This is a genomic window from Streptomyces pyxinicus (genome assembly GCF_024753135.1).
In the GTDB taxonomy this organism is placed as follows: Bacteria; Actinomycetota; Actinomycetes; order Streptomycetales; family Streptomycetaceae; genus Streptomyces; species Streptomyces pyxinicus.
In genome coordinates this window covers 53,821-75,490 of record NZ_JANUGP010000026.1, presented here as the reverse complement: position 1 = coordinate 75,490, position 21,670 = coordinate 53,821, and the positions used below count along the sequence as shown (strand labels likewise).

Below are 21,670 nucleotides of genomic sequence, written 5' to 3'. Positions count from 1 at the left end.
CGGCGACTAGGGTCACATGCGCGTGCAGTCGTTCAGAGAGGGCGGGGTCTCAAATCGTGGCTGACCATGGTGAGATACTCGATATCAAGGTCGCCGACATCAAGGCGACCGCTCCCCACTTCCAACATCAAAGCGTTGCCCTTGCACACGCGTTGACCAAGTTGAAGCACGGCCTTGCCGCAACCGGGTCCCCGTGGGGTGATGACGAGCAGGGCGAGAAGTTCCACAAGGCGTACGGCCCGCACGTCAAGCGGATCGAGCAGGCCGCGCAGATTCTGGCCGAGGGCCTGGCCAGTATCCACGAAGCCATGTTCGACATGGCTGACGGGCATATCGACAACGAAGAGCTGATCCGTGGCATGTTCAGCCGGATCCGTGTCGGCCATGACACCAAGGGCGACGGCAAGTGAGCGTCGCGGACAAAGCCCTCAAGGTCGTCCAGGACATGACGGGCATGTGGTGGCCGGACGCCGACGAGGGCGGCCTACGGGATGCCGCGAAGGCGTGGAGAGACTTCGCCGACGACGTGGATGACGTCACCTCCGCAGCCAACAAGGCGGCACGATCACTGATCGAGAACAACAAGGGCGAGGCGATCTCCGCCTTCAACGACCCTTTCTGGCGCCGCTACTACCGCGACGGGAACGGCTGGCTGAAGGACCTGCCCGACGCCGCACGTGACATGGCCAAGGCGCTGGAGGCGTACGCGGACGCCGTGCACAGCGCGAAGAAGAAGCTGGAACACGAACTGGAGATCGTCGGCGCCACCCTGGTCGCCGGTACAGCTTTGGCGATCTTCACCGCGGGTATGTCGGAGGGCGCGGCAGCCGCGGCCGCGGTCACCGTCGCCGACCTGGCTGCCGGCCTTGGGGTCACGGTCTCGACCGAGATCGCCACCATTGCGGGCACCACTCTGGCCACTGCGGCCTTCGCCGGCGTCGAATCCGTCACCGTCGACTTGGCCGTCACTCAACCCGTTTCCATCGCTCTCGGCGAGAGCAAGGGTCTCAGCCTCGACGAAGCGGGCAACGCCGGTCTCTACGGCATGGCGTTCGGCGGACTGTTCGGTGCCGGAGCTGGGACCATAAGGGCAGCGACCGAGGCGGGGGGCTTCGGCGACCTCTTCGCCGGCTTGCCCGGCTTCTCGCGCTCGGCGGCAGGACTTCCCGGGGAACTCGACTCCCTCAGCCCGGACGAGCTCCGTCTGATCCGCCAGGACGACGACTTCAGTGCCACCCACAACCCGCTCGGTCTGAAGAAATCGCGCTTCGATCCGGATGTCGGGATCATCCCGGCGGATCCGGAGGGTGACATCACACCGCTTCAGCATGTGCTCGGCGGAAAAAACAAGGCTGCCAAAGAGTCCAGTCAGTTCACCTCGTTCGCGCCGCAGGACGGCACGGGCAAGGTGTACGGAAGCGAGGAAGTCCGGGTCGACTACCAGCGGCTCCAGAAGGACATCGACGCGGGCCATGTCCACGGAGTCGAGATCCTTCCGCCACAACGCATCCAGCAGTCCATCGGTGACGAGATCGACAAGGTCGCCGGTCAGCACGTTGAGGTCCCGTCCGAGCTCAAGCCCCACGATGTGTCCGACTTCGTCGACGGTCTCGGCCTGAGCAAGGGCAAGTCACGTAAGGTGACAGACAGGATGATGGCCATGCTCAACACTCGTCGGGACGGCGAATGGCTCATCAGCGGCGTCGTCCCCAAGGAATACATCGACGGCCCCTACCCCACCTCGTGACCTTGACTCCGGAAGGGAGTGCCCCGTGCACGATGCCACATCCCGATGGGAACCGGACCCCGTGCTGAAGGAGCTCCTGTTCATGGACTTCGACGGCCTGCCCGCCGAGCCGGACGACGTCATCGCCGATGCCCTTGACGGCGGCTACCGGGAACGCACGGAGGGCCTGGTGACTCTCCTGCGCGACGAGAACGCCGATCCGGCCGCACGCTTTCTGGCCTGCTGCGCCCTCGCCTCCTGGGCGGACCCGATCGGCTACGCGACGGTGGTCGAGGCGGCTGCCGCGCCCGACGATCTGACGTGGCGGGGGCAGTCGTACGACCGCTTCAACAGCCAGGACGACACGTTCGCGCATCTGGCCGAGGCGGTGGGCCGCAGCCGCGACATGGTCGAGGAACGCGGCACCGCGGCCGAGCGCCTTGAGGCGGCCCGGGCGCTGATCCGGATCGCCGACCGCGTCCAGCTCGATCGCCGGGCGAATGATCTGCTGTACCCCGAGGTCGTCTCGGCGTGCCGGGACGACCTCTCCGCCGCCGTGGACCGAGGCATCGCTCGCCTCGCGGCCGGCAACCCCCCCAAGTTCGACCTTGGCGTGCAACTAGCCCTGTTCATCAACGCCCTCGCCGAATCCGAGCCCACCTGGGCCGCTGATGCCAGGAACGGGCTCGCCGCCGCACATCCCGGCGACCGGGCGTTGCGAGAACTGGCCGAGTCGGGGGGCAGCTCTCTCTGGCTGATGTAGCGGTGTCGACAAGTGGGCTCGTTCGAGCGGCCTTCGGTGGTTCGTCCATCGGGCCCCGGCAATCCTCGACCTTCTCCGTACGCACCGCTCCTGCCGGCCACTGATCGGCCGACGCGTGTACGACAACCGGAACAAGCGTTCCCGGCGTGTCTTGTGTCGCGTTTCACCCACTCGGAACAGCGAAAACACCCTCCCGTAGACCGCGAGAACACAGCACTGCCGAGAAGTTGCACCCGCGGTATCGCTTAGACGCGGGGGAGCTGGGCGGCTTCCTCGCTGGTTCCGTCTACCGACGTGCGTGGCGGCAGGCACGGCGAAGGGTTCTGCCGCCGCACATGTCAGCGCAGCGGAGTGCCGCCGGCGCGGGCCGCCGAGTGGGCGGCTACCGGCGTGGCCATGCTCTTCCCGGTGTGGCGCACTGCGTCAGCGGGCAGGCCAAGGAGCTGCACCACCGTGTCGAGGCGGCGTGGGACATTGCAGCCCCGGCGTGGCGGCGTGACGGTGAGGCTCTCTTGACCGAGTGCGCGTGGGGCGGCGGGCTCAGGAGCGCGGGCGGTAGGGGGCGGCGTACGGCTCCATGGACTGGCAGATCTCTTCCCGGGCCCATGAGGGGCCTGTGGGCGTAGTAGCGGGCCCTGGCCTTGCCGTGGGGAACGAGCGAACCGCGGGCGAGGAGCCCGCAGATGTCGCGGATGGCTTGTTGGTCGCTGGGGCCGGCGTCCTGTTGGTAGACAGTGCGGCGGACCTCCGCGTCTGAGAAAACGGGCAGCAAGGCGTGGACGGCCCGCTCGTCCGGGTCGGCTGCCTCGGCGCCTTCGACCAGGTGGGTCCAGGCCCGCAACATCATGTCGAAGCGACGCCGGGCCTGCTGGCCTGGCGGTGGCGGGCGGTCAGGCGGAACCGCATCCAGAGCCGGGTGCCCCGCTCCGGACTCCAGTGCGGCCCGTCCACGCGGGGAAAATCAGGGTGGGCAGGGCACGGGACATGCGTCCGTTGCCGCGCTTCCGCGGGTGGATCTTGACGAGGTCGAGGTGAGCCATCTGCCGACTTTCGCCAACGCGGCGGGTGCCGGGAACAGGGCAGGTGCTGTGTTGACGTCTACCCTGTTCTTGGCTGATAGGCCATCAGTATGGCTCTGACCAGGAACGACTCTTCCGGCAGTGGCGGTTGGGCGTAAGTTGCGGGCCCGGCTGGGGGACGCATGTGGGACGCGGCTCTCTCCTCCGCGAGTGACCTCGCGGAGGGGCAAACACACGCTCTGACCTGCATAAGCGAGCGCCCCCGGCAGGACTCGAACCTGCGGCCAAGCGCTTAGAAGGCGCCTGCTCTATCCACTGAGCTACGGGGGCCTGGTGGGGTGGCCTCGTACCTGGCGCCCCCGGGAGGGGCTGGTCAGTGACGTTGCCGTGGTCAAGGATAGGGCTCCTCGATCCTTGACCCTGTCGCTCCACCTCCGTGGCTCGATGTGGAGGTTCGGTGAAGCGGTCCTGATAATCGCAGGCAGGTACGAATCGTGCACTGTTTTTGGGCGGCTGGCGCCCCTGGTGTTGTGCACTCGTTATGCCTGGACTGAGCCATTGTCCCAGTCATCCCATCTGTCCGATCCACCCGGTCGGCGCGCAGACATGTCTATATGCTTCAGAATTCCCCTGAAATTGGGCATTCTTCGCATGTGGTGACCTTGGACGTACGGCCTCAGCTGCTCGACACACTCTCCGCTCTGCGCGACCGTGTCGCCGCCGCACGCTTTCCGCTGCCCCTGGCCGGGGCGCCACGCGCGCGTGCCAACCGCGACGAACTCCTCGCGCAACTCGACGACTACCTCCTGCCCCGGCTCCGACACCCCGAGGCGCCGCTGCTTGCCGTCATCGGCGGCTCCACCGGCGCCGGCAAGTCGACGCTCGTCAACTCCCTCGTCGGGCGGCGCGTCAGCGAGGCGGGCGTGCTCCGGCCGACGACCCGGACCCCGGTCCTCGTCTGTCATCCGGAGGACCATCACTGGTTCAGCGACCTGCGGGTCCTGCCCGGGCTGACCCGCGTGTGGGCCCCCAGACAGGACCCCGTCGACGACTTCCTGTCCCACGGCGACCCCACCGAGCGCGTCCTGCGTGTCGAGAGCGTCGAGAGCCTCCCGCGCGGCCTCGCCCTGCTCGACGCCCCCGACGTCGACTCGCTGATCGCCGAGAACCGCGCCCTCGCCGCCGAACTGGTCTGCGCCGCCGACATCTGGGTCATGGTGACGACGGCCGCCCGGTACGCCGACGCCGTCCCCTGGCACCTGCTGCGCACCGCCAAGGAGTACGACGTCACCCTCGTCACCGTCCTGGACCGCGTCCCCCACCAGGTCGTCTCCGAGGTCTCCCGGCAGTACGGCGCCCTGCTCACCAAGGCGGGCCTCGGCGACGTACCGCGCTTCACCGTGCCCGAGCTGCCGGAGTCCGCCTGGGGCGCCGGCCTGCTGCCCGCCACCGCCGTCGCCGCCCTGCGCGGCTGGCTCGTCCAGCACGTCCAGGACCCCGCCGCCCGGCAGCAGGTCGTGGCCCGAACGGCGCACGGCGTGCTCGACTCGCTCAGGTCCCGGATGCCGGAGCTGGCCGGTGCCGCCGCCGCCCAGTACGCGGCGGCCCTGCGCCTCACCTCCACCGTCGAGGCCGCCTACGACGCCGAGCGCGCCCGGGTACGCGGGCGGCTCGGCGCCGGTGCCGTCCTCGCCGGCGACGCCCTCAAACGCTGGCGCGCCTTCCCGCTGGACTGCACTGCCGGTGAACTGCTCGACGCCCTCGTGGAGAGCCTGGCCGCCCTCCTGCTGTGCTCCGTGACCGCCGCGGACGAGCGCGTCGACGAGGCCTGGCGCGCGGAACCGGCCGCCGGCGCCCCCGCACTCGCCCACCGCGACGCCTCCCTGGAGAGCGCCGAGCACCGCATCGGAATCGCCGTACGGCGCTGGCGGCGCGAGTTGGAGGAGTACGCCGAGGAGGAGACCCGGGAGCTGGACCGCACGGTCTCCCCGGACGCGGAGGTCGTCGCCGCCGTCGTCGCCACCGCGCTGCTGGGCGGGAAACGGGCGCGCAACGCCGGTGAGGGACTCGCCGGGCGGCTCGGCGCCCACGGTGCGCTGCGGCTGCGGGACCGGGCCGGGCGCCTGCTCATGGAGCACGTGGACCGTGTCATGCACACCGAACGGGAACGGCGCCTCGCCCCGCTCGACGCCCTGGACGTCCGTCCCGACCCGCAGGCCGAACTCATCGCCGCGCTGTCGGTACTGCAGAAGGAGAGGTGACCGGTGACCGCCGTCACTGACCAGGACCACGCGGATCACACCGATCACGCGGACGAACACGCCGGCCACGCTGGCCGCACCGATCGCACCGATCGCACCGATCGCCCGGATCACATGGATCGCCAGGACCGCTTCGATCACAGCGACCGCCTCGATCACAGCGATCGGGGCGCTCGCACCGAGCACCTGGACCACTTCGACCGCATCGGTCACAGCAGGCGCATGCGGCACGGCAGCGACAGCGATAACGGGACGGGACCCATGAAGTACGGCGAGCACACGGGCGGCTCCGGCGGCTCGGGCGGTACGGAGGGTTCGCCCGACACCGGTGGCCCTTCGGGAGACGCTTCCCCGGCACCGGGCGACAGCGGCTTCCGCGGCGCCGGGGAAGCGGGGGAGCGGTCGTCCGCACGTGAGCCCCACGCGCGCGGGACGGACGAAACGGTGGCCGACCCCCACCGTCCCGCCGCCGACGCGGACCAGGCGCGGCCGGTGTCGTACGGCGCCGGTGGTCGCTTCGGCGCCGTCCCGCACACGCCGAAGCCCCGTCACACCGAGGACCCGCCCGCACCGCGTCCCGCCGAGGACCCTCTGAAGCCCCGCAGGCCCGAGGGCGTGCTGATGCCCCGTCCGGCGGAGGAAGGCCGGCGGTCCGGCCTCGCCGAGGCGCCGCGCCGTACGCAGGGGACGCCATCACCGAGCAGCCGTACGGAGGATTCCCCGGCCTCCCGCACGGCCGAGGGCCCCCGGAAGCCGTGGTCCGTGGAGGAGCCGGCGAAGCCCGCGTCCGTCCAGGAGCCGTCGGAGCCCCGACCCGCCCGGGAGGCTGATGTCGGCAAGAAGCGCCGCCCTGCCGACGCCTCCGTACCCGACGCCTCCGTACCCGACGCCTCCGTACCCGACGCCTCCGTAGCCGACACTTCAGTAGCCCACCCCTCCGCACCCGACGCCGCCGATCCCGAGTCCGCCGAGGCCTGGGACGACGGGCTCATCGCGCGGCGCGTCACCGGTGCCGGGGCCGCCGCGCTCGCCGCCGAGCGGGCCGCCGCCCTGGAGGCGCCGAGCCGCGCCCCCGCGCGCGGGCAGGGCCCGGCTCCGCTGGCGTACGACGGCCCGCTGCGCTCCCGGCTGGACGCGCTGCGCGAACTCGTCGGGCTCTCCCGGGCCCGCCTGGACGGCCACACCCTCGCCGAGGCGGGCCGGGTGCTGGACGAGGCGGCGGCGCGCCGCAAGCTCTCCGGCCGGCACACCGTCGTGGCCATCGCGGGAGCGACCGGCAGCGGCAAGTCGCAGCTGTTCAACTCCCTCGCCGGTACACCCATCTCGGAGACGGGCGTACGGCGTCCGACCACGGCGGCGCCGATCGCGTGCAGTTGGAGCGACGGCGCGGCCGGGCTGATCGACCGGCTCGGCATCCCGGGCCGGCTGCGCCGCCGCCCGGTGCAGAGCGCCGAGGGCGAGGGGCAGTTGCGCGGGCTGGTCCTCGTGGACCTGCCCGACCACGACTCGGCCGCCGTACAGCACCGCGAGCAGGTCGACCGGATCCTCAAGCTGGTCGACGCGGTGATCTGGGTGGTCGACCCGGAGAAGTACGCCGACGCCGTGCTGCACGAGCGCTATCTGCGGCCCATGGCCGGACACGCGGAAGTCATGTTCGTCGTCCTCAACCAGGTCGACCGGCTTCCCGGCGAGGCCGCCGACCAGGTGCTGGACGACCTGCGGCGGCTGCTGGACGAGGACGGCGTGGCACTCGGCGAGCACGGCGAGCCCGGCGCCGCCGTGCTCGCCCTGTCCGCGCTCACCGGCGAGGGCATGGACGACCTGCGCGAGGCGCTCGGCCAGTTCGTGGCGGAGCGCGGCGCGGCGGCCCGCCGGGTCGGCGCCGACGTGGACGCCGCCGCGTCCGACCTGCGCCCGGTGTACGCGACCGGGCGGCGCACCGGGCTCAGCGAGGAGGCGCGCGAGGAGTTCGCCGCACGGCTCGCGGACGCGGTGGGCGCCACGGCGGCGGGCGAGGCGGCCGAGCGCGCCTGGCTGCGCAACGCCAACCGTGCCTGCGGCGACCCCTGGCTCCGGCTGTGGCGCTGGTTCCACGACCGCGGCGAACGCACCACCGGCCGGCACCTGGTGCGCACCCAGGCCGACGAGGAGGCCACCGCCCGCCAACGGGTCGAACAAGCGGTCCGTACGGTGTCCGACCGGGCCTCCGCCGGGCTGCCCGCACCCTGGGCACAGGCGGTGCGCGAGGCCGCCGTACGCGGCGCGCAGGGCCTGCCGGAGGCCCTGGACCAGTTGGCTGCGGGGGCCGCGCTGCCGGGCCGTCCGCCCCGGCCGGGGTGGTGGCCGGTGGCGGTGCTGGTGCAGGCGTCGATGACTCTCCTCCAGATCGTGGGCGGCCTGTGGCTGGTCGGCCAGATCGCCGGTGTCATGGAGCCCAACCTGGGAGTGCCGGTCCTGCTGATGATCTGCGGGATCGTCGGGGGGCCGCTGGTGGAGTGGGGGTCGCGGATGGCGGCCAGGGGACCCGCGAGGCGCTGCGGCCTGGAGGCGGAACGGCAGCTGAGGGAGGCCGCGGCCAGCTGCGGCCGGGCCCGGGTCCTCGATCCGGTCGCGGCGGAACTGCTGCGGTACCGGGAGGTGCGAGAGCAGTTCGCGCGGGTGGTGCGGGGTGGGGCCGGGGTGAGGTGAGGCTCTGACGGCCCAACGGCCCAACGGCCCAACGGCCCAACGGCCCAACGGCCCAACGGCCCAACGGTTCTGACGGCCTGGCGGCTCTGAAGGCCGGACGGTGCTGAAGGCCCCGTCACCCACTCGGGTGGCGGGGTTTTCCACAGGTCAGGGGGCCGTCCACAGTCCTCGGCGGGTTCGGCTCGGCGGAGGCAGTCTGAGGGCACGGCGATCGCACGACACGTCCCGCCGGTAGGTGTGCGGCGGGGCGGGCGGCGGTCGGCGGGCGTGCGGGTGCACGCGGTGGTCACGGGACCGCCGCGGGGGCGCCGGCACGGCAGACGCAGCCGCACGGGACGGACCCGTACGGATGTCCACCGGCCGCCGCCGAGCGGCCGGGGGAGGGGAACGAGGACATGAACGAGACGATCGTCTGCGTGGTGGGCAACGTGGCGACCGCGCCGGTGTACCGGGAGCTGGCGGCCGGACCGTCGGCCCGGTTCCGCCTGGCGGTGACCGCCCGCTACTGGGACCGGGAGAAGAGCACCTGGACGGACGGGCACACCAACTTCTTCACGGTGTGGGCCAACCGGCAGCTCGCGGTCAACGTGGCCGCGTCGGTGGAGGTGGGCCAGCCCCTCGTGATCCAGGGGCGGTTGAAGGTGCGCACGGACGCGCGGGAGGGCCAGCAGCAGTGGACCTCGGCCGACATCGACGCCGTGGCGATCGGCCATGACCTGGCGCGCGGCACGGCGGTCTTCCATCGCGCCGCCAAACCGGAGCCACCGGCGACGGCGGGCCGGCCGGAGCCGAACTGGGAGACACCGCGCCCGACGAACACATCGGATGGTGACCCGGCACAACAGACGCCGGAATCAGCGGTAATGACGTGACGTCAGGAAGCGCGCTCAATGGGGCTCTTACCGGTGCATGCCCTCCGGCGAACCGGTGGATTTATCGATAACCCCAGCTCATGACCGGTCCCCGGGATAACGATTGCGGATCGGATCCGCCATCGGATGATCCGACCGGCAGATGAGGTACCGGCTGGTCCATAGGATGCCGGGCATGCCCTTCGGGGCTGCCGATTCTGCTGGTGGGACCGTCCCCCACGTCCAACGGTCCTGCTCGAAGGGAATTCTGTGCTTGCTGCGCTCTCTGGGTTCTGCCGGTCCACCGGAGCGGCCCGCCTGGCCGCCGCCACGGCGGCGACCGGTCTCGTGGCCGCCGGTGTGCTGTCCGGGGCCGGTACGGCCGCGGCGGACGGGAGACCGGGGACTCAGGGCGGCGCGGCGGCCACGATCAACGGGCTCAAGACCTACGGCGAGGCCGTGATCCACGAGGGCGGCGGGGACCAGCGGGTGTCGGCCGGGCTGTTCGAGATGTCCGTGGACGGCGGCGGCACGCTCCAGACGTACTGCGTGGACCTGCACAACCCCACCCAGCGCGACGCCCGCTACGAGGAGACGCCGTGGAGCGGCACCTCTCTGGGCGCCAACAAGGACGCCGGCCGGATCCGCTGGATACTGCAGAACTCCTACCCCCAGGTCAACGACCTCGCCACGCTCGCCCGGCGGGCCGGCGCGGGTGCGCTCACCGAGCAGGACGCGGCGGCCGGCACCCAGGTGGCCATCTGGCGCTACTCGGACGGCGCGAAGGTCGACGCCGTGGACCCGCAGGCGGAGAAGCTCGCCGACTATCTGGAGAAGAGCGCCCGGAACCTCGGTGAGCCGCAGGCCTCGCTCACCCTGGACCCGCCCGCGGTCTCCGGCCGGCCCGGTGACGTGCTGGGACCGGTCACCGTGCACACCAACGCGGACGCGGTCACGGTGCTGCCGCCGGCGGACGCGGCCTCCAGCGGTGTGCGGATCACCGACAAGACCGGCAAGACGCTGACCTCCGCCCGGGACGGCAGCCGCGTCTACTTCGACGTGCCCGAGTCCGCGGCGGACGGCACGGCACAGCTGACGCTCCAGGCGTCGACCACGGTCCCGGTGGGCCGCGCGTTCGCCTCCGACAGCCGCAGCCAGACCCAGATCCTGGCGGGCTCCAGCGAGTCCACGGTCTCCGCGACGGCGACGGCGAACTGGGCGGCTGAGGGCGCCATACCGGCGGTGTCGACGCGGGAGGACTGCGCCGCGGGCGGAGTGGACGTCATCACGGCCAACACGGGCGACAGGCCGTTCACCTTCGACCTGCTGGGCACCGAGCACACCGTCCCGGCGGGCGCCACCCGCACGGTGACGGTCCCGCTCCAGGAGGACCAGGCCTACGACTTCACGATCACCGGCCCGAACGGCTTCAGCCACCACGTCACCGGCCTGCTCGACTGCAAGACCCAGGGCGCGGTCACGACCGAGCACGCCCCGGCCCACAACCAGCCCAGCCCCGCCACGGTCGGCGGCTCCGCGATCCCCGACAACACCGACCTGGCCGCCACCGGCGGCTCCGCCATCACCCCCCTCATCGCGGGCCTCGCGATCGGCCTGGTGGTCATCGGCGGCACGGTCCTGATCATCCTCCGCAACCGCGAACAGCAGAACGGCTGACCGCCCGCACTGGCCGGAGCGACAGGTCGGCGTACGACGACGCGTCCACGTCACACGCCATCGCCCCGCCTCCCGGTCCTCGCAGGAAACACCCCGACAACCGAGTGCAGGCGCTCGGCCTTGCCCGACCGGTGTTCTGCTGCCCGCTGCCACCGATGCCGAGGCCAACAATCTCGTACGGGAGTTCGGGATCCGCCGTCAGGCAGGCGCAATGCCCACGGGGCGCTACCACGGCAATCGAACAAAGGCGCTCTGTTCGCTCAGCCGATCCCCGGGAATCCGCCCTGGAGGCCCTCGGTGTGGGCGCCGAAAATCTGACTTTGCACGGGGCCGGAATTCGGGCCGCTCGGCGCGCCGGCGCGGGTAGCGTCAGTCTTGCTCCGCATCACGCGAGCCTGCCCCAGAGGCCGGAGGCTACCCGGCCCGGGGGTGCGAACCGCAGTCGAGTAAGGAAGCACCATGCCCAACCTGATTCGCCGAGAGCGCTGGCGGCTCTCCAGGCAATTGCACGGTATCAGTTTCGCTTTCCCTCATGGGGTGATCTCGCGGCGTAAGGCACTCGCGGGCTGATCCTTTGCCTCACGTTCGCGTTGGCATATGCCATCACATCTGCCCTGCCGGAGGCAGCGGTCCACTGGCCGGCCAATTTTTCCCTGGCCGTGACCGACTTGGAAATCACCCTGCAGATCCGCTGTTACCGACCACGCACGGAGTCAACGGGCTTGGGCCGCTTCGGCCATGGGCAGCGCAGGCCCTCGGCCAGTACAGCCGGATTCGAGGTCACCATGCGGAAAGCGAATCTCTCTACCTCTTCACCTCCGCCCGCGCACGCCGATGGGTCCGGAACCCGCCCGACAGCCGCGCCGACCACCGCCGCATCGACGCGTCACACGGCATCACGCCGTTCCGACCGTCTCGGATACGAGGCGTTCCGCCAGTTGTATGAGCCGTTGTACTTCCGCTACGCGCGAGCACGCCTGCACGCGGACGCGCCGTCGCGGCTGGCCGTGGCCTCCGCCGTAGGGGCCATCGGCAGCCGATGGACGGAGCTTTTGCGCCAGCCCTGCCTGGCGACAGGCACGTGGCATCAACTCCGTTACCACGTAACGACCTTGTGCACAGAGGGTGACGGCGTGATCGACAGCCTCTACCAGACCTGCGTGCCCGACGTCGCGGACGTCGTCCTGCTCAGGTACCGGCTCGGGCTATCGCCGAATGCCGTTGCCGACGTCATGGGGGTTGATCACCACTTCGTCGCGGCCGGCCTTCAGGCAGCGATACGGCTGCTTCCCCGACAAGCACTCGAACACTTGGAGGAAGTCGTCCCTCGTTCGTAGGTCAATATTCGCGGCCAGTAGTGGCGTTCAGCGCCCAGAACGCCACCTCCGCGCCACATACGCGCCACCCTGCACGCCACCATCGCCTCAAAGAGCGGTGGTGGATCTTGCCATGCTCTCCTAGGATGCCGATCAATTCCCTGGAGAGATCGGGGCTCGACCAGGAGGGGCATGCGCGTTGGCTGACAACCGACCGATCGACCTGTCTGTTCCCAGTGCGGCCAGGATGTACGACTGGCTGCTGGGCGGGCACTTCAATTACGAGGCAGACCGTCTGGCCTGTGAGGAACTCCTGCGCTATGCGCCAACCACCAAAGCGCTGGCGCGCAACAACCGTTGGTTCCTGGAACGCGTGGTCCGCGCGCTCGCCGAGGAACACGGCATCAAGCAGTTCGTCGACTTCGGTTCCGGGTTGCCGACCCAGAACAATGTGCATCAGGTAGCACAGGCCGTTCACCGCGACGCACGTGTCGTCTATGTGGACAATGACCCGGTCGTCCTCGCCCACGGCCGTTCGATCCTTGATTCGCACGACGGCAACGCCACCATCATCGAAGGCGACATGACACACCCGGAGGCCGTTTTCGAGAGTGCGGAATTCGGTCGCCTGATCGACCTGAAAGAGCGGACGGCTGCTCTGTTCATCTCGGTCCTGCACTGCGTCAAGGACAGAGACGACCCGGCGGGCATCGTCCGACGAGTGGTCTCACGGCTCAAACCGGGTAGTTTCGTGGTGATCTGCCATCTCGTCAGCGACGACGTCGGCCTCCGAGACCAGGTGACCGACCTGATGCGCAAGCAGACGGACGACCACTGGGGCAGAGTCCGGGAGAAGTGGGAGGTCGACCGCTTCTTCGAGAACCTGACCCTGCACCGCCCCGGGCTCGTGGACGTCACCGACTGGCGACCTGACTCCGACCTGCGTCAGCACGACCGCAGCGTCGAGTGGATGGACTACGGCGGCATGGCGGAAGTGCCGCCACGGTCGGCGCGGACGGATCCCTAGACGGACCCCAGGACGTGGGCTAGACGTAGCGCTTCTGGACGTTCTGGAGCAGCTCCAGGGTTTCCTTCGGGTTCAGAGCGGAGTTGTTGCTCAGGCGCAGGAGCAGCGTCGCGAAACGCTCGACGTCACGCGTCTGCGAGTGGTAGTCGGCGTTGTCGTTGCCCTCCACGTACACCATCGGAGGCAACTCGCCCACATCGAAGCTCAGGTGGGTCATCGAGGCGTGGTTGGAGACCACCTTCCCGCTGAGCGGGACGACCCGGATGCAGACTCGCGGGTCGTCCATGAGGTCGATGAGCTTCTGGATCTGCTCGTACATGACGGTCTCGTCGCCGACCATGCGGTACAGGATGCTCTCGTCGAGCAGGAACGTGGCGTGAGGCTGGAGCGCCTGGTGGAAGAACCGGTCCTGGCGCTCCGCCCGCAGTTCGGCACGCAACTCGATGACGTCCGGGGTGCGCGCCGCCACTTCCAGGCCGTCATGGATGATCTGTTGCGCGTACCGTGGCGTCTGGATCAGCCCCGGAACGATGAAGGCCTCGAAGGTCAGCAGCAGCGCGCACTGCGCCTCGATCCCGATGAGACGTTTCATCCACTGCGGCGCGCAGTCGGAGAACTTGCCCTCGAACCACTCCGGTTCAACGGCCCGCTGCGCAAGCCCCATCAGCCGCCACCGCTCATCGGTGTCGAGCCCGAAGAATGCGGCGAGTTCACGGATATCCCGGAAATCCGGGGGACTTTCCCCCCGCTCCAGACGGCTGATCTTCGACACGGACGCGTTGATGGCCTTCGCGACCACGCCGAGGGTGCGCTCACTCCTCAGTTCGCGGAGCCGGCGTCCGAGCATGAGACCGGCGACAGTTGGCGCGACCTCGGGATTCGGCCGCTCTCCGAAAAGCGGGACAACGCCCTCAGACACAGGGGACACGCGGCCTCCAACGAGTGCTCAGCATGAGTCCATGATGGCACGCTGGAGGGCCGCGCGTCCCCTCGAATGAATTTCTGACTAGCAGTCGATCAGGTGATCGAACTCCTGCTTCTTCGCCCCGTCCAGGAATGCCGCGATCTCGGCACCCTGGAAGACCAGAGCGGGGCCGGCCGGGTCCGTCGAGTTCCGCATGGCCACCCTGCCGTCCGGGAGCGCGGCCAGTTCGACGCACTGGCCGTTCGCGGAACTCTTCCTGCTCTTCACCCATTCCACCTTGAGTGAATCGGCAGGGAGACCGTTCGAATACATCTCCACGTGCGCCCACCTCCTGTCAGTCGTGATGTGCTGATCCGACTTGGCCGTCGCACTGCCATGCCCACCGCTGGGCTGGCAGGCGACACCTCATGCAATCCCGCGATGCAATTGCACGGGTTCCACCGTAGCGGAATTAGGGACCGCTCTATTCGAACATTGCGGCACACTTTCGAGTGATCCACTGCGAGTGCCGGCTAAAAGTTCAATGCAGAAACACCCGTGAGGTGCGGCGAGATCTCCCGTGCCGGCGTGGGAAGTTCACGCTTACGGATGCACGAACCCCGGAGATCGTTTCCCGTGGTCCTCCCTGACACAGCATTCTCCTGGCGCTCCTCATGGGGGCGTTTCCCATCGCTGTGAGAGGTGACAGAAGCGGATGAGTTCCAGGAATGTGAGCGTGCTCCGGCGAATCGGCGGCGGCATCGGGACGGCGGTCCTGGCGGTGGCAGGGCTCATGGCGGGGGGTGCGACAGCGAGTGCGGCCGACAGTACGGTGCGGGCTGTCAGCGGCCCGGAAGTGGGGCCGGGCGAGGTCTCCTGGGCGCAGTGCCCCGACGGCACACAGCTCGTCGGCGGCGGCTACTCCGCTGCTCCCGCCTATACCTACGGGGGTGCCTACTCCGACACCGTGCAGGCCAGCGCCCCCTCGGTGAGCCACCCCGGAGCGTGGGCGGCGCAGCCGCACGCGGGGCGGATCAGGGCATACGCCCTGTGCGACAGCGGCTCCGCGCCGACCCGGGCAGTCGCCGACCACGTACGCAACGGCGGCGACACCTCCTACGCCCAGTGCCCCGCGAACACCAATCTGGTGACCGGTGGCTACGCCATCAACCCGGTGTACAGCGTCGGCGGAACCCCCTACGACTCGGTGGACGTCAACGGCCCGTCCGAGAGCCGGCCGAACGCGTGGGCCGCCAGGTCGCACACCAAGGAAGGCCACATCCAGGCCTTCGCCCTGTGCCGGGACATCGGCTGACGGCGAATCAGCCCTTCGCCGGTCCCTGAGAGTCCACCGCTGCTGCGCGGCTCGCCGGAACAAGGTCGATCTGCCCGGCCACCATCGGCGGCCGGGGCCGGTGCTGTCCTCGCTCGCCGGTCGTGAGACCAAGCGCCTTCTAAGCGCCTGGCCTCAGCAGCCGCAACCGCACGCGTCCGCCCCTGAGTCCGCTCGCGCCGCCGCCGCTGGCGGAGCGGCGCAGCACCCCTTGCCCCGCCACGTGTCGCGCCCCTCCTTGGCGGCGATGACGGCGATGGCGAGGGCGGCGGTCGGGTCGGCCCAGGACCAGCCGAGCGTGGCGTTGAGGACGAGGCCGATGAGGAGTACGGCGGAGAGGTAGGTGCAGAGCAGGGTCTGCTGGGAGTCGGCGACGGCGCTCGCCGAGCCGAGTTCGCGGCCGGCCCTGCGCTGGGCCGCGGACAGGAAGGGCATGACCGCCAGGGAGAGGGCGGCGAGGGCGATGCCGGGGAGGGAGCGGTCGGCTTCGACCTGGCCGTCGCGGTCTCCGCTCAAGTGGTGGCGGTGTCGGTCACGGACGACGGCGGTACGGGGACGGCCCCAAAGGTCGAGCACCAGGACCAGGACGCCGAGCACGGCCGGGGCCTGGGCATGGTCGGCGTCATCGCGCACCGGGTCGTCGTGCACGACAGCGACCAGGGCCACACGGTCACCGCGGAGCTGTACGCGGACGCTCGGCGTGGAGGCTTCCCATGCTGATGACGACACCGCAGCGGGGCTACTGGTGTGAGTGCTGGACCGAGGTCCTGACCGAGGAGTGGCCGCCGGCATTGCTGGCATCGTTCGACGCCTACTCAGCGCCGCAGGCGGACCGTTGGGTAGCGGTCGTACTCCGCACGATTTCACCGGCACTGGACGCGGACGCATCGGACGCGGCGTGGGAGTGGCTGTACGAGGGCCGCATCGAGACGCGTCGAGCCCTGCTGCGTGCCGAACCGTGCACGGGGTCTGTCACCCACGCCGGCACCCGGATCACGTGGACGATCAGACCAGTGCTCTACTTGCCGCTGGCTCATCGTCAGGGCACCGAACTGCCGGCGTGCGCATACCGTTTCAAGGCCCACGCGACCGACTGAGTTACAACTTTCTCTACTGGTTCAAGCCCCGGCTGCGCTCCGCTCCGCCGGGCGCGCTTCCCGGCTCTGGCTGCGCCCGCGCTCCTGCCTCCGGCCCGCTCGGCGCTGCCGCCGCCGACGCGCGCCCGCATGTGGGTAGGACCGGTGGCCATGAGTCGATCACCGCACAGAGCGGCCACGGTCACGGCCATGCCTCCGGCGGGGGATCGGCCGGCACCGGGATGGAGGGGGCGCCGTTCCCGACCGCGGGTCCGCAGTGGCGTGCGCGGGGTGCTCCCATCCCGTCCACCGTCGACCCAGGCAGAGCCGAGCAGACGCGGCCCCTGGCGTCCAGGTCGTTCGTACAGTGGCGCGCTCCACCTGGACGCCAGGAACCACGCCCGCTCCACGGTGTGTGGGTCGACGGCGGACGGGATGGGAGCTGGGGAGAGTGGTTGGTTGAGGAGAGCGGCACAGCCTGAGGCGAAAAGCTGGAGCCCTGACTTGAGGCCAGGACTCCAGCTTCGTATCTACTTCCTCTTGCTGAGAGCCAGAGCCCTCACTACCTCCGGTACGTCGCAACTGTCGCACTTACGCAGTGCGACAAGGCCGATCACCAAGCGCACCAGCGGAGAGAGCACGAGACTCAGAAGGATCACGATCTGGAAAAACACGGACTACACCCTTTGACGAAACGGGGTGTAGTCGAATGTGGCTAAAAAGTAGGGCTCGCAGTGCCCAGCGCTCCACCTCGACCTACACAGGACAGACACACTGAAGTAGGCGAAAAGTCATTTTCGCCCAACCAGGTCGATGTGTCAATAGGGGCCCCGGGAGGCCGAGTTGATGCAAGGCCACGTAGCGCAGCTCGCTGCCGTACAGCAGTGGAGTACAGCAACCGCACTGACCGCAGGCGATCGTTCGCGGCCCTGAGCGACCTTGTGGCCAGTCCAGGAGACTTCAGTGACCCCCGTGCCTGCAGTTCGCATCGAGTGGCGCCAGATCGGGTAGTGACTTGACTCGCGTTCGAGACTCCGCCGACCTGGTCGTGAGCTATAGCGGTCTCCCCCGAGCATCGCGTCGCCGAGGTACGGCATCCTGAGCCAACCCAGCGGCGCCCAGAAGCCCGATGAAGATCGCCGGGGCACTCAGCCACCACCAAGCGCCGCCACGAGCCACACAGACTGCCAGCAGGAAGACGGCGACCGAGAGGAAGCCCACTGCCAAGCAAGATCCTGTGTATTCGCGGGTTCGCTGATCCTCATCATCAACGATCTTGCGCACAGTGGCGTCTATGTGCTTGGCGAGGAGCTGCTTCGCCTCGCTGCCCTCCGGGAGCATCCCCAACAGTTCAACATCCTGCTTGACGATCTCCCTAGTCATGGGCCGCTTACGGCGAGCCTGGAAGATGCCACCAACGATTGTGACTCCCGCCACAATGATCGGTGCCCAGTCTGCTAGCTTCAACGAAACTCCAGGAGCATGCAGGAGTGGTGAGGTCAATCAGCATGCCCGGCGCGTGTCCCTGACATGCCCGATCGAGCAGCCACTAGCGGAGAGCAACGGGGAATCACGGAGACAGCGCCGAGAAGACGCAGGTCACCGTCTCACCAGCTCGGCCCCCCTCCGCATACGCGATCTTCCAAGCTGGCTACTCGGGTACGGCCCTGGCCGCCGGCTCTGCTCGGCCCGGGGGTTTAGCGCCGCGTGCGACGCTGGCCCCCCCCGTGACAGGTAGATCTTCATCCACCTGTCACGACCGGAACGATCACCGCCGCAATAGCCGAAATCAGACCCCCCACGGCAAGGACGGCGTTGAACTTCTCCTTCGCCGTGGGGAAGACCGCACGGCTGAAGTCTCCAGCCTTGCTGCGCAGCACGAGCAGCTTTAGCTTCTGCCAGCGATGCTGGCGGTTCCGGCACCCCATCAAGATGCCGTAGGCGTTATTGCGACAGTAGGTCTTCCCGTCTCGATTGACCGCTCCACACCAGACCGGTACTTGGAAAGAGGCGTAAGCCGAGACTGTGACAGACAGAGCAACAACCATTGGTAGTGACCACCGTTGGCTCCACGCAACGATGAGAGCCGCAACCGCTATGTATCCCCAGTACAGGCGCACCGTTTTCCCCATGGATGCGGAGAGTAAGGGCATATGCGTTGCAGGCGGCAGATCCGATCCAGCCACGCTGAGTGCTTGCCTGGTCCCTGACGTGCGGAACATCGCTCGACATCGTCAGCACGCGCCTCCTTGGACCGTTTGTAGGCAATAGCGGCGACGACGGTGAGGCTGCGGGGAGCTTGAAGGCGGTCGGCGTATAGGCAGCCTTACACCCAGATCGACCAGGCGCCGGCCGCCGTGGCAACTATCAGTCCCGCGACGGCAAGCCACACCGGACCGCGTAGATCGTTCATCGCCTGCTCCCAGGCCAACCGCTGAGCCCACTCATACGTGGAGGTGAGGCGTCCGAAATTGATGACCGGCTGAATCGTTGCGGTTGATCGGGCGGCCGTGGTCCCTGTGGAAGATCAGTGATGCAGTCGCCGGTGCTCCATCGACAGCGCGCCAGGGCAGCGTCACGGAGGCCGGCGGATGCCGGTTGACATGCTCCTCCATCGACCGCGCCACGGCCGCTCCGCCGTCCAGCCACCTGGACCACAGAAACCCGTCGACGGCGCCCTCCATCCACGACAAGCCACCTCTGCGCATGCGTTACCCGGAACCCATCGTTCCGCTTGCGTGAATGGCTTACACCCGGCGACCAGTGATGAGCGAAAGAGTGAACCCAAGTAACAGTTTCACTACCACGAGTGACTGATGTCACACTTTGCCGTCGACAGTGAGGGTCTCCTCACCTATCCTCGTTCTCACGTACGCGGGTGTCTGCGTAGGAAGCGGGGGGCATGTCTCAGAGGTCAGGCGTGACGTCAGGCACGGATACCGAGGAGGCTGCAGTGGCAGGATTGCCGGATTTCGCTCTGCCGCCGGTGGTGGAAGTGGCTTGCGGTGTGAAGTTCCGAAAGATCCCAGAGCTATCCGGGATCCGACTGGCGCCGTTGTATGAAATGTGGAAATCTGATCTTCCTACGCTCGAAGAGCAGCCCACACTCCCATCGACTGAAGCTGCATTCGGGCCACGAATCCGAATCGACCTCCCTTCTCTCCGGGAAACACGTTACTGGTTTCTTAGTGAAGACGGGAAGAATCTCGTCCAATTGCAACCTGACCGCCTAATCGTCAACTGGCGCGGACGCGGCGATGGGGCAGATTACCCCCGATTCGGACACATTCTACAATCTCTGGGCCAACGAGCCGCCCAGCTTTCGGATTTCGTCGATGAGAATTTTCGGGCCAAGCTTGAATTCCTGCATGTCGAATTGAGCTACATTAATACCTTGCGCAACGACGGGCCCGACCCGTGGGACTTGCAGGATATCTTCCACACATGGCCTGATTTCGCGAGGCATCATCTAGGGCGTCCAGCAAACTCGCAGATAGCGTTTGACTTCCCGATCGCATCAGCAACTACGGGCAGTGACTTTTTCTTGCGCGTCTCGATCGAGCCTGGAGTAGTAGGAAACGCGACACCGGGCACATTTCTCACAATGACAGCCCAAGGCAAGCCGGCGCAAACTTCGATTGATGGCGCTATCGACTCCATAAAAGAAGCGCACGATCATCTCGTTAGGAGCTTCGCAGAAATCACCACCGAATCCGCTCATGAACGCTGGGGGAAACGCTCATGACCGTCATGGAAGTCGAAGCTTTGAGTCCGGTAGTAACTGGGCTCACCACTAGAAGGTCGTCTCCGGCAGATATCGCCGCTGAGAGTGTCGCAAGTCGCCGCCACATGCGGCCGAAGGCGCCTCTCTCGGTTACGGTCGCCGTGCAGGACGACGGCGCAGGCATTCCCGATCTTCGCCCGATGGTCGAAAAAATCAATAAGCTTCTCGCTCTTCCCAGGGGCTGGGACTCTTACCGCGCTGAGCCGATTACAGTCGAGGCAGCGGTTGCAATGCTGCAAATCCTAGTATGCGTAATGGATCGCAACAGCTTGCCGCCACAGCTTTTCCCATTGCCGGACGGTGGCCTACAGGCGGAGTGGCACGTGAGCGGGAGCTCGGTGGAAATCGGGGTATCAGGGGATGGTCAGTCAGGCTCTGCCCTCACGGACGGGGAAGAGGAAGTCGAAACAGAATTCTCTCTCCCAATTGCACGCGATCGGCTAGCCGATTTCCGGAACATCCTAGCCGGATTTTCTGGCCAAGCGGGAAGAGTCACCTCTAGGTGACCTTTGGTACATCGGGGGTGGGGATGAGTGAAGAGCAGGACATTTTCGATGGAGATCTGCTCTGGCGCTGGGTGGCTACTGAAAATCCTCAAATGATGCGTTATGACAGCGTGACTAATGAGGAGCTTGGTCCATCCAGTGCAGCTTTCAAACCGCACGAGGATGGAACTTCCGTATATGTCCGCCGAATTCTTGACGAGTGCGACGTCGGGCCTACGAGCATATCCGACAGTCCCCAGAATTCCGTTTGGGAGTTAGAAGCCAAAAGCATTCGCGAGCAAGAACTGGATGTAATCCCTGATGCGTGGCCGCAGGGAATACCCAACCCAGATCATCCTCGAAATGCAGCACATGCGTTGATCGTGGGCTGGGATAATTTGAGTCGGAAGCAGGTAGACAAAAGGGCAAAGGCGCTCGCTCGCCTAGCCTCTTGTGTATTCCATCCGCAAAAGCGGTTGCCGTAAGGGCGGGGCAATTGCGATAGCGGCCTGGCTGCGGCGCCTCCTGCGGACGCTGCGCCTCCAAAGTGGCGTTGCGTCCAGCGCAGCATGCTGGCATAGCTGCTAGGAGCGAGCTCTTAAAGCGGTGGTCATATGGCGGCGCCGTAGACGGCAGTGACGGCAGCGCTGACGGCAACGACGGCGGACGACAGCGGCACTCGGCGGCCCGGCACGGTGGTGGCATAGGTAACCCGGACCGGCCCACCACGGCGTGCCCGCATCTTTTAAGCGTCGACCCG

17 protein-coding genes, 1 tRNA gene and 2 pseudogenes are annotated in these 21,670 nt (G+C 67.8%); 14 read left to right on the top strand and 6 right to left on the bottom strand.

Going from position 1 to position 21,670, the window contains the following annotated elements:
• Positions 1-56 precede the first annotated feature (56 nt).
• The 3 genes from NX794_RS27705 (at position 57) to NX794_RS27695 (ending at position 2,489) form a co-directional block, all read left to right on the top strand.
• Positions 57-410 (top strand): WXG100 family type VII secretion target, encoded by a 354-nt coding sequence (locus NX794_RS27705; RefSeq protein WP_258781876.1) that lies wholly within the window; start codon positions 57-59, stop codon positions 408-410.
• Positions 407-1,747: a WXG100 family type VII secretion target gene (locus tag NX794_RS27700; RefSeq protein WP_258781875.1), complete on the top strand. Its 1,341-nt coding sequence runs from the start codon at positions 407-409 to the stop codon at positions 1,745-1,747. Before NX794_RS27705 ends, NX794_RS27700 begins: the two co-directional genes overlap by 4 nt.
• Positions 1,748-1,808: 61 nt before the next feature.
• A complete protein-coding gene (locus NX794_RS27695) occupies positions 1,809-2,489 on the top strand; it encodes a hypothetical protein (protein WP_258781874.1) in 681 nt (226 codons plus the stop codon).
• Between the two features lie 1,276 nt (positions 2,490-3,765).
• Here NX794_RS27695 and NX794_RS27690 read toward each other — a convergent pair.
• Positions 3,766-3,838, bottom strand: a tRNA-Arg gene (locus tag NX794_RS27690).
• A 323-nt stretch (positions 3,839-4,161) separates the two neighbouring features.
• Here NX794_RS27690 and NX794_RS27685 point away from each other — a divergent pair.
• From NX794_RS27685 to NX794_RS27660, 6 genes are all read left to right on the top strand, one after another.
• Entirely contained in the window at positions 4,162-5,769 is a 1,608-nt protein-coding gene (locus tag NX794_RS27685) for a dynamin family protein (protein ID WP_258781872.1), read from the top strand.
• Positions 5,770-6,213: 444 nt separating this feature from the next.
• Positions 6,214-8,457: a GTPase gene (locus NX794_RS27680; protein WP_258781871.1), complete on the top strand. Its 2,244-nt coding sequence runs from the start codon at positions 6,214-6,216 to the stop codon at positions 8,455-8,457.
• Positions 8,458-8,852: 395 nt separating this feature from the next.
• Entirely contained in the window at positions 8,853-9,329 is a 477-nt protein-coding gene (locus NX794_RS27675) for a single-stranded DNA-binding protein (RefSeq protein WP_258781869.1), read from the top strand.
• 249 nt (positions 9,330-9,578) lie between these two features.
• Positions 9,579-10,985 (top strand): Cys-Gln thioester bond-forming surface protein, encoded by a 1,407-nt coding sequence (locus NX794_RS27670; RefSeq protein WP_428985971.1) that lies wholly within the window; start codon positions 9,579-9,581, stop codon positions 10,983-10,985.
• Between the two features lie 1,133 nt (positions 10,986-12,118).
• Entirely contained in the window at positions 12,119-12,322 is a 204-nt protein-coding gene (locus tag NX794_RS27665) for a hypothetical protein (protein ID WP_258781864.1), read from the top strand.
• Positions 12,323-12,500: 178 nt separating this feature from the next.
• Positions 12,501-13,328 (top strand): SAM-dependent methyltransferase, encoded by an 828-nt coding sequence (locus tag NX794_RS27660; protein WP_258781862.1) that lies wholly within the window; start codon positions 12,501-12,503, stop codon positions 13,326-13,328.
• A 19-nt stretch (positions 13,329-13,347) separates the two neighbouring features.
• On the opposite strand, the gene NX794_RS27655 is transcribed toward NX794_RS27660, so the two are convergent.
• Entirely contained in the window at positions 13,348-14,256 is a 909-nt protein-coding gene (locus NX794_RS27655) for a helix-turn-helix domain-containing protein (protein WP_258781861.1), read from the bottom strand.
• Positions 14,257-14,334: 78 nt separating this feature from the next.
• Positions 14,335-14,520 carry a DUF397 domain-containing protein gene (locus tag NX794_RS27650; RefSeq protein WP_428985970.1) on the bottom strand — a complete coding sequence of 62 codons (186 nt, stop codon included), beginning with the start codon at positions 14,518-14,520 and terminating at the stop codon, positions 14,335-14,337.
• Between the two features lie 448 nt (positions 14,521-14,968).
• On the opposite strand from NX794_RS27650, the gene NX794_RS27645 reads away from it, so the two are divergent.
• A complete protein-coding gene (locus tag NX794_RS27645) occupies positions 14,969-15,547 on the top strand; it encodes a hypothetical protein (protein ID WP_258781858.1) in 579 nt (192 codons plus the stop codon).
• A gap of 153 nt (positions 15,548-15,700) precedes the next feature.
• On the opposite strand, the pseudogene NX794_RS27640 reads toward NX794_RS27645, so the two are convergent.
• A pseudogene (locus NX794_RS27640) lies at positions 15,701-16,063 on the bottom strand (cation efflux transmembrane domain-containing protein); the annotation flags it as partial.
• Here NX794_RS27640 and NX794_RS27635 point away from each other — a divergent pair.
• Both NX794_RS27635 and NX794_RS27630 read left to right on the top strand, forming a co-directional pair.
• A pseudogene (locus NX794_RS27635) lies at positions 16,052-16,285 on the top strand (ATP-binding protein); the annotation flags it as partial. The pseudogenes NX794_RS27640 and NX794_RS27635 sit on opposite strands and share 12 nt — an antisense overlap.
• Entirely contained in the window at positions 16,279-16,662 is a 384-nt protein-coding gene (locus tag NX794_RS27630; RefSeq protein WP_258781856.1) for a hypothetical protein, read from the top strand. The pseudogene NX794_RS27635 and the gene NX794_RS27630, both read left to right, overlap by 7 nt.
• Positions 16,663-17,694: 1,032 nt before the next feature.
• On the opposite strand, the gene NX794_RS27625 is transcribed toward NX794_RS27630, so the two are convergent.
• Both NX794_RS27625 and NX794_RS27620 read right to left on the bottom strand, forming a co-directional pair.
• The gene (locus NX794_RS27625) at positions 17,695-18,024 is read right to left on the bottom strand and encodes a hypothetical protein (protein ID WP_258781855.1); all 330 of its coding nucleotides are present in this window, start codon (positions 18,022-18,024) and stop codon (positions 17,695-17,697) included.
• A gap of 359 nt (positions 18,025-18,383) precedes the next feature.
• A complete protein-coding gene (locus NX794_RS27620) occupies positions 18,384-18,773 on the bottom strand; it encodes a hypothetical protein (RefSeq protein ID WP_258781853.1) in 390 nt (129 codons plus the stop codon).
• 821 nt (positions 18,774-19,594) lie between these two features.
• Between NX794_RS27620 and NX794_RS27615 the strand changes: the two genes are divergently transcribed.
• Both NX794_RS27615 and NX794_RS27610 read left to right on the top strand, forming a co-directional pair.
• The gene (locus tag NX794_RS27615; RefSeq protein WP_258781851.1) at positions 19,595-20,386 is read left to right on the top strand and encodes a TIGR04255 family protein; all 792 of its coding nucleotides are present in this window, start codon (positions 19,595-19,597) and stop codon (positions 20,384-20,386) included.
• Positions 20,387-20,954: 568 nt separating this feature from the next.
• Complete coding sequence (locus tag NX794_RS27610) at positions 20,955-21,395, top strand: hypothetical protein (protein ID WP_258781849.1); 441 nt, start codon at positions 20,955-20,957, stop codon at positions 21,393-21,395.
• Positions 21,396-21,670 lie beyond the last annotated feature (275 nt).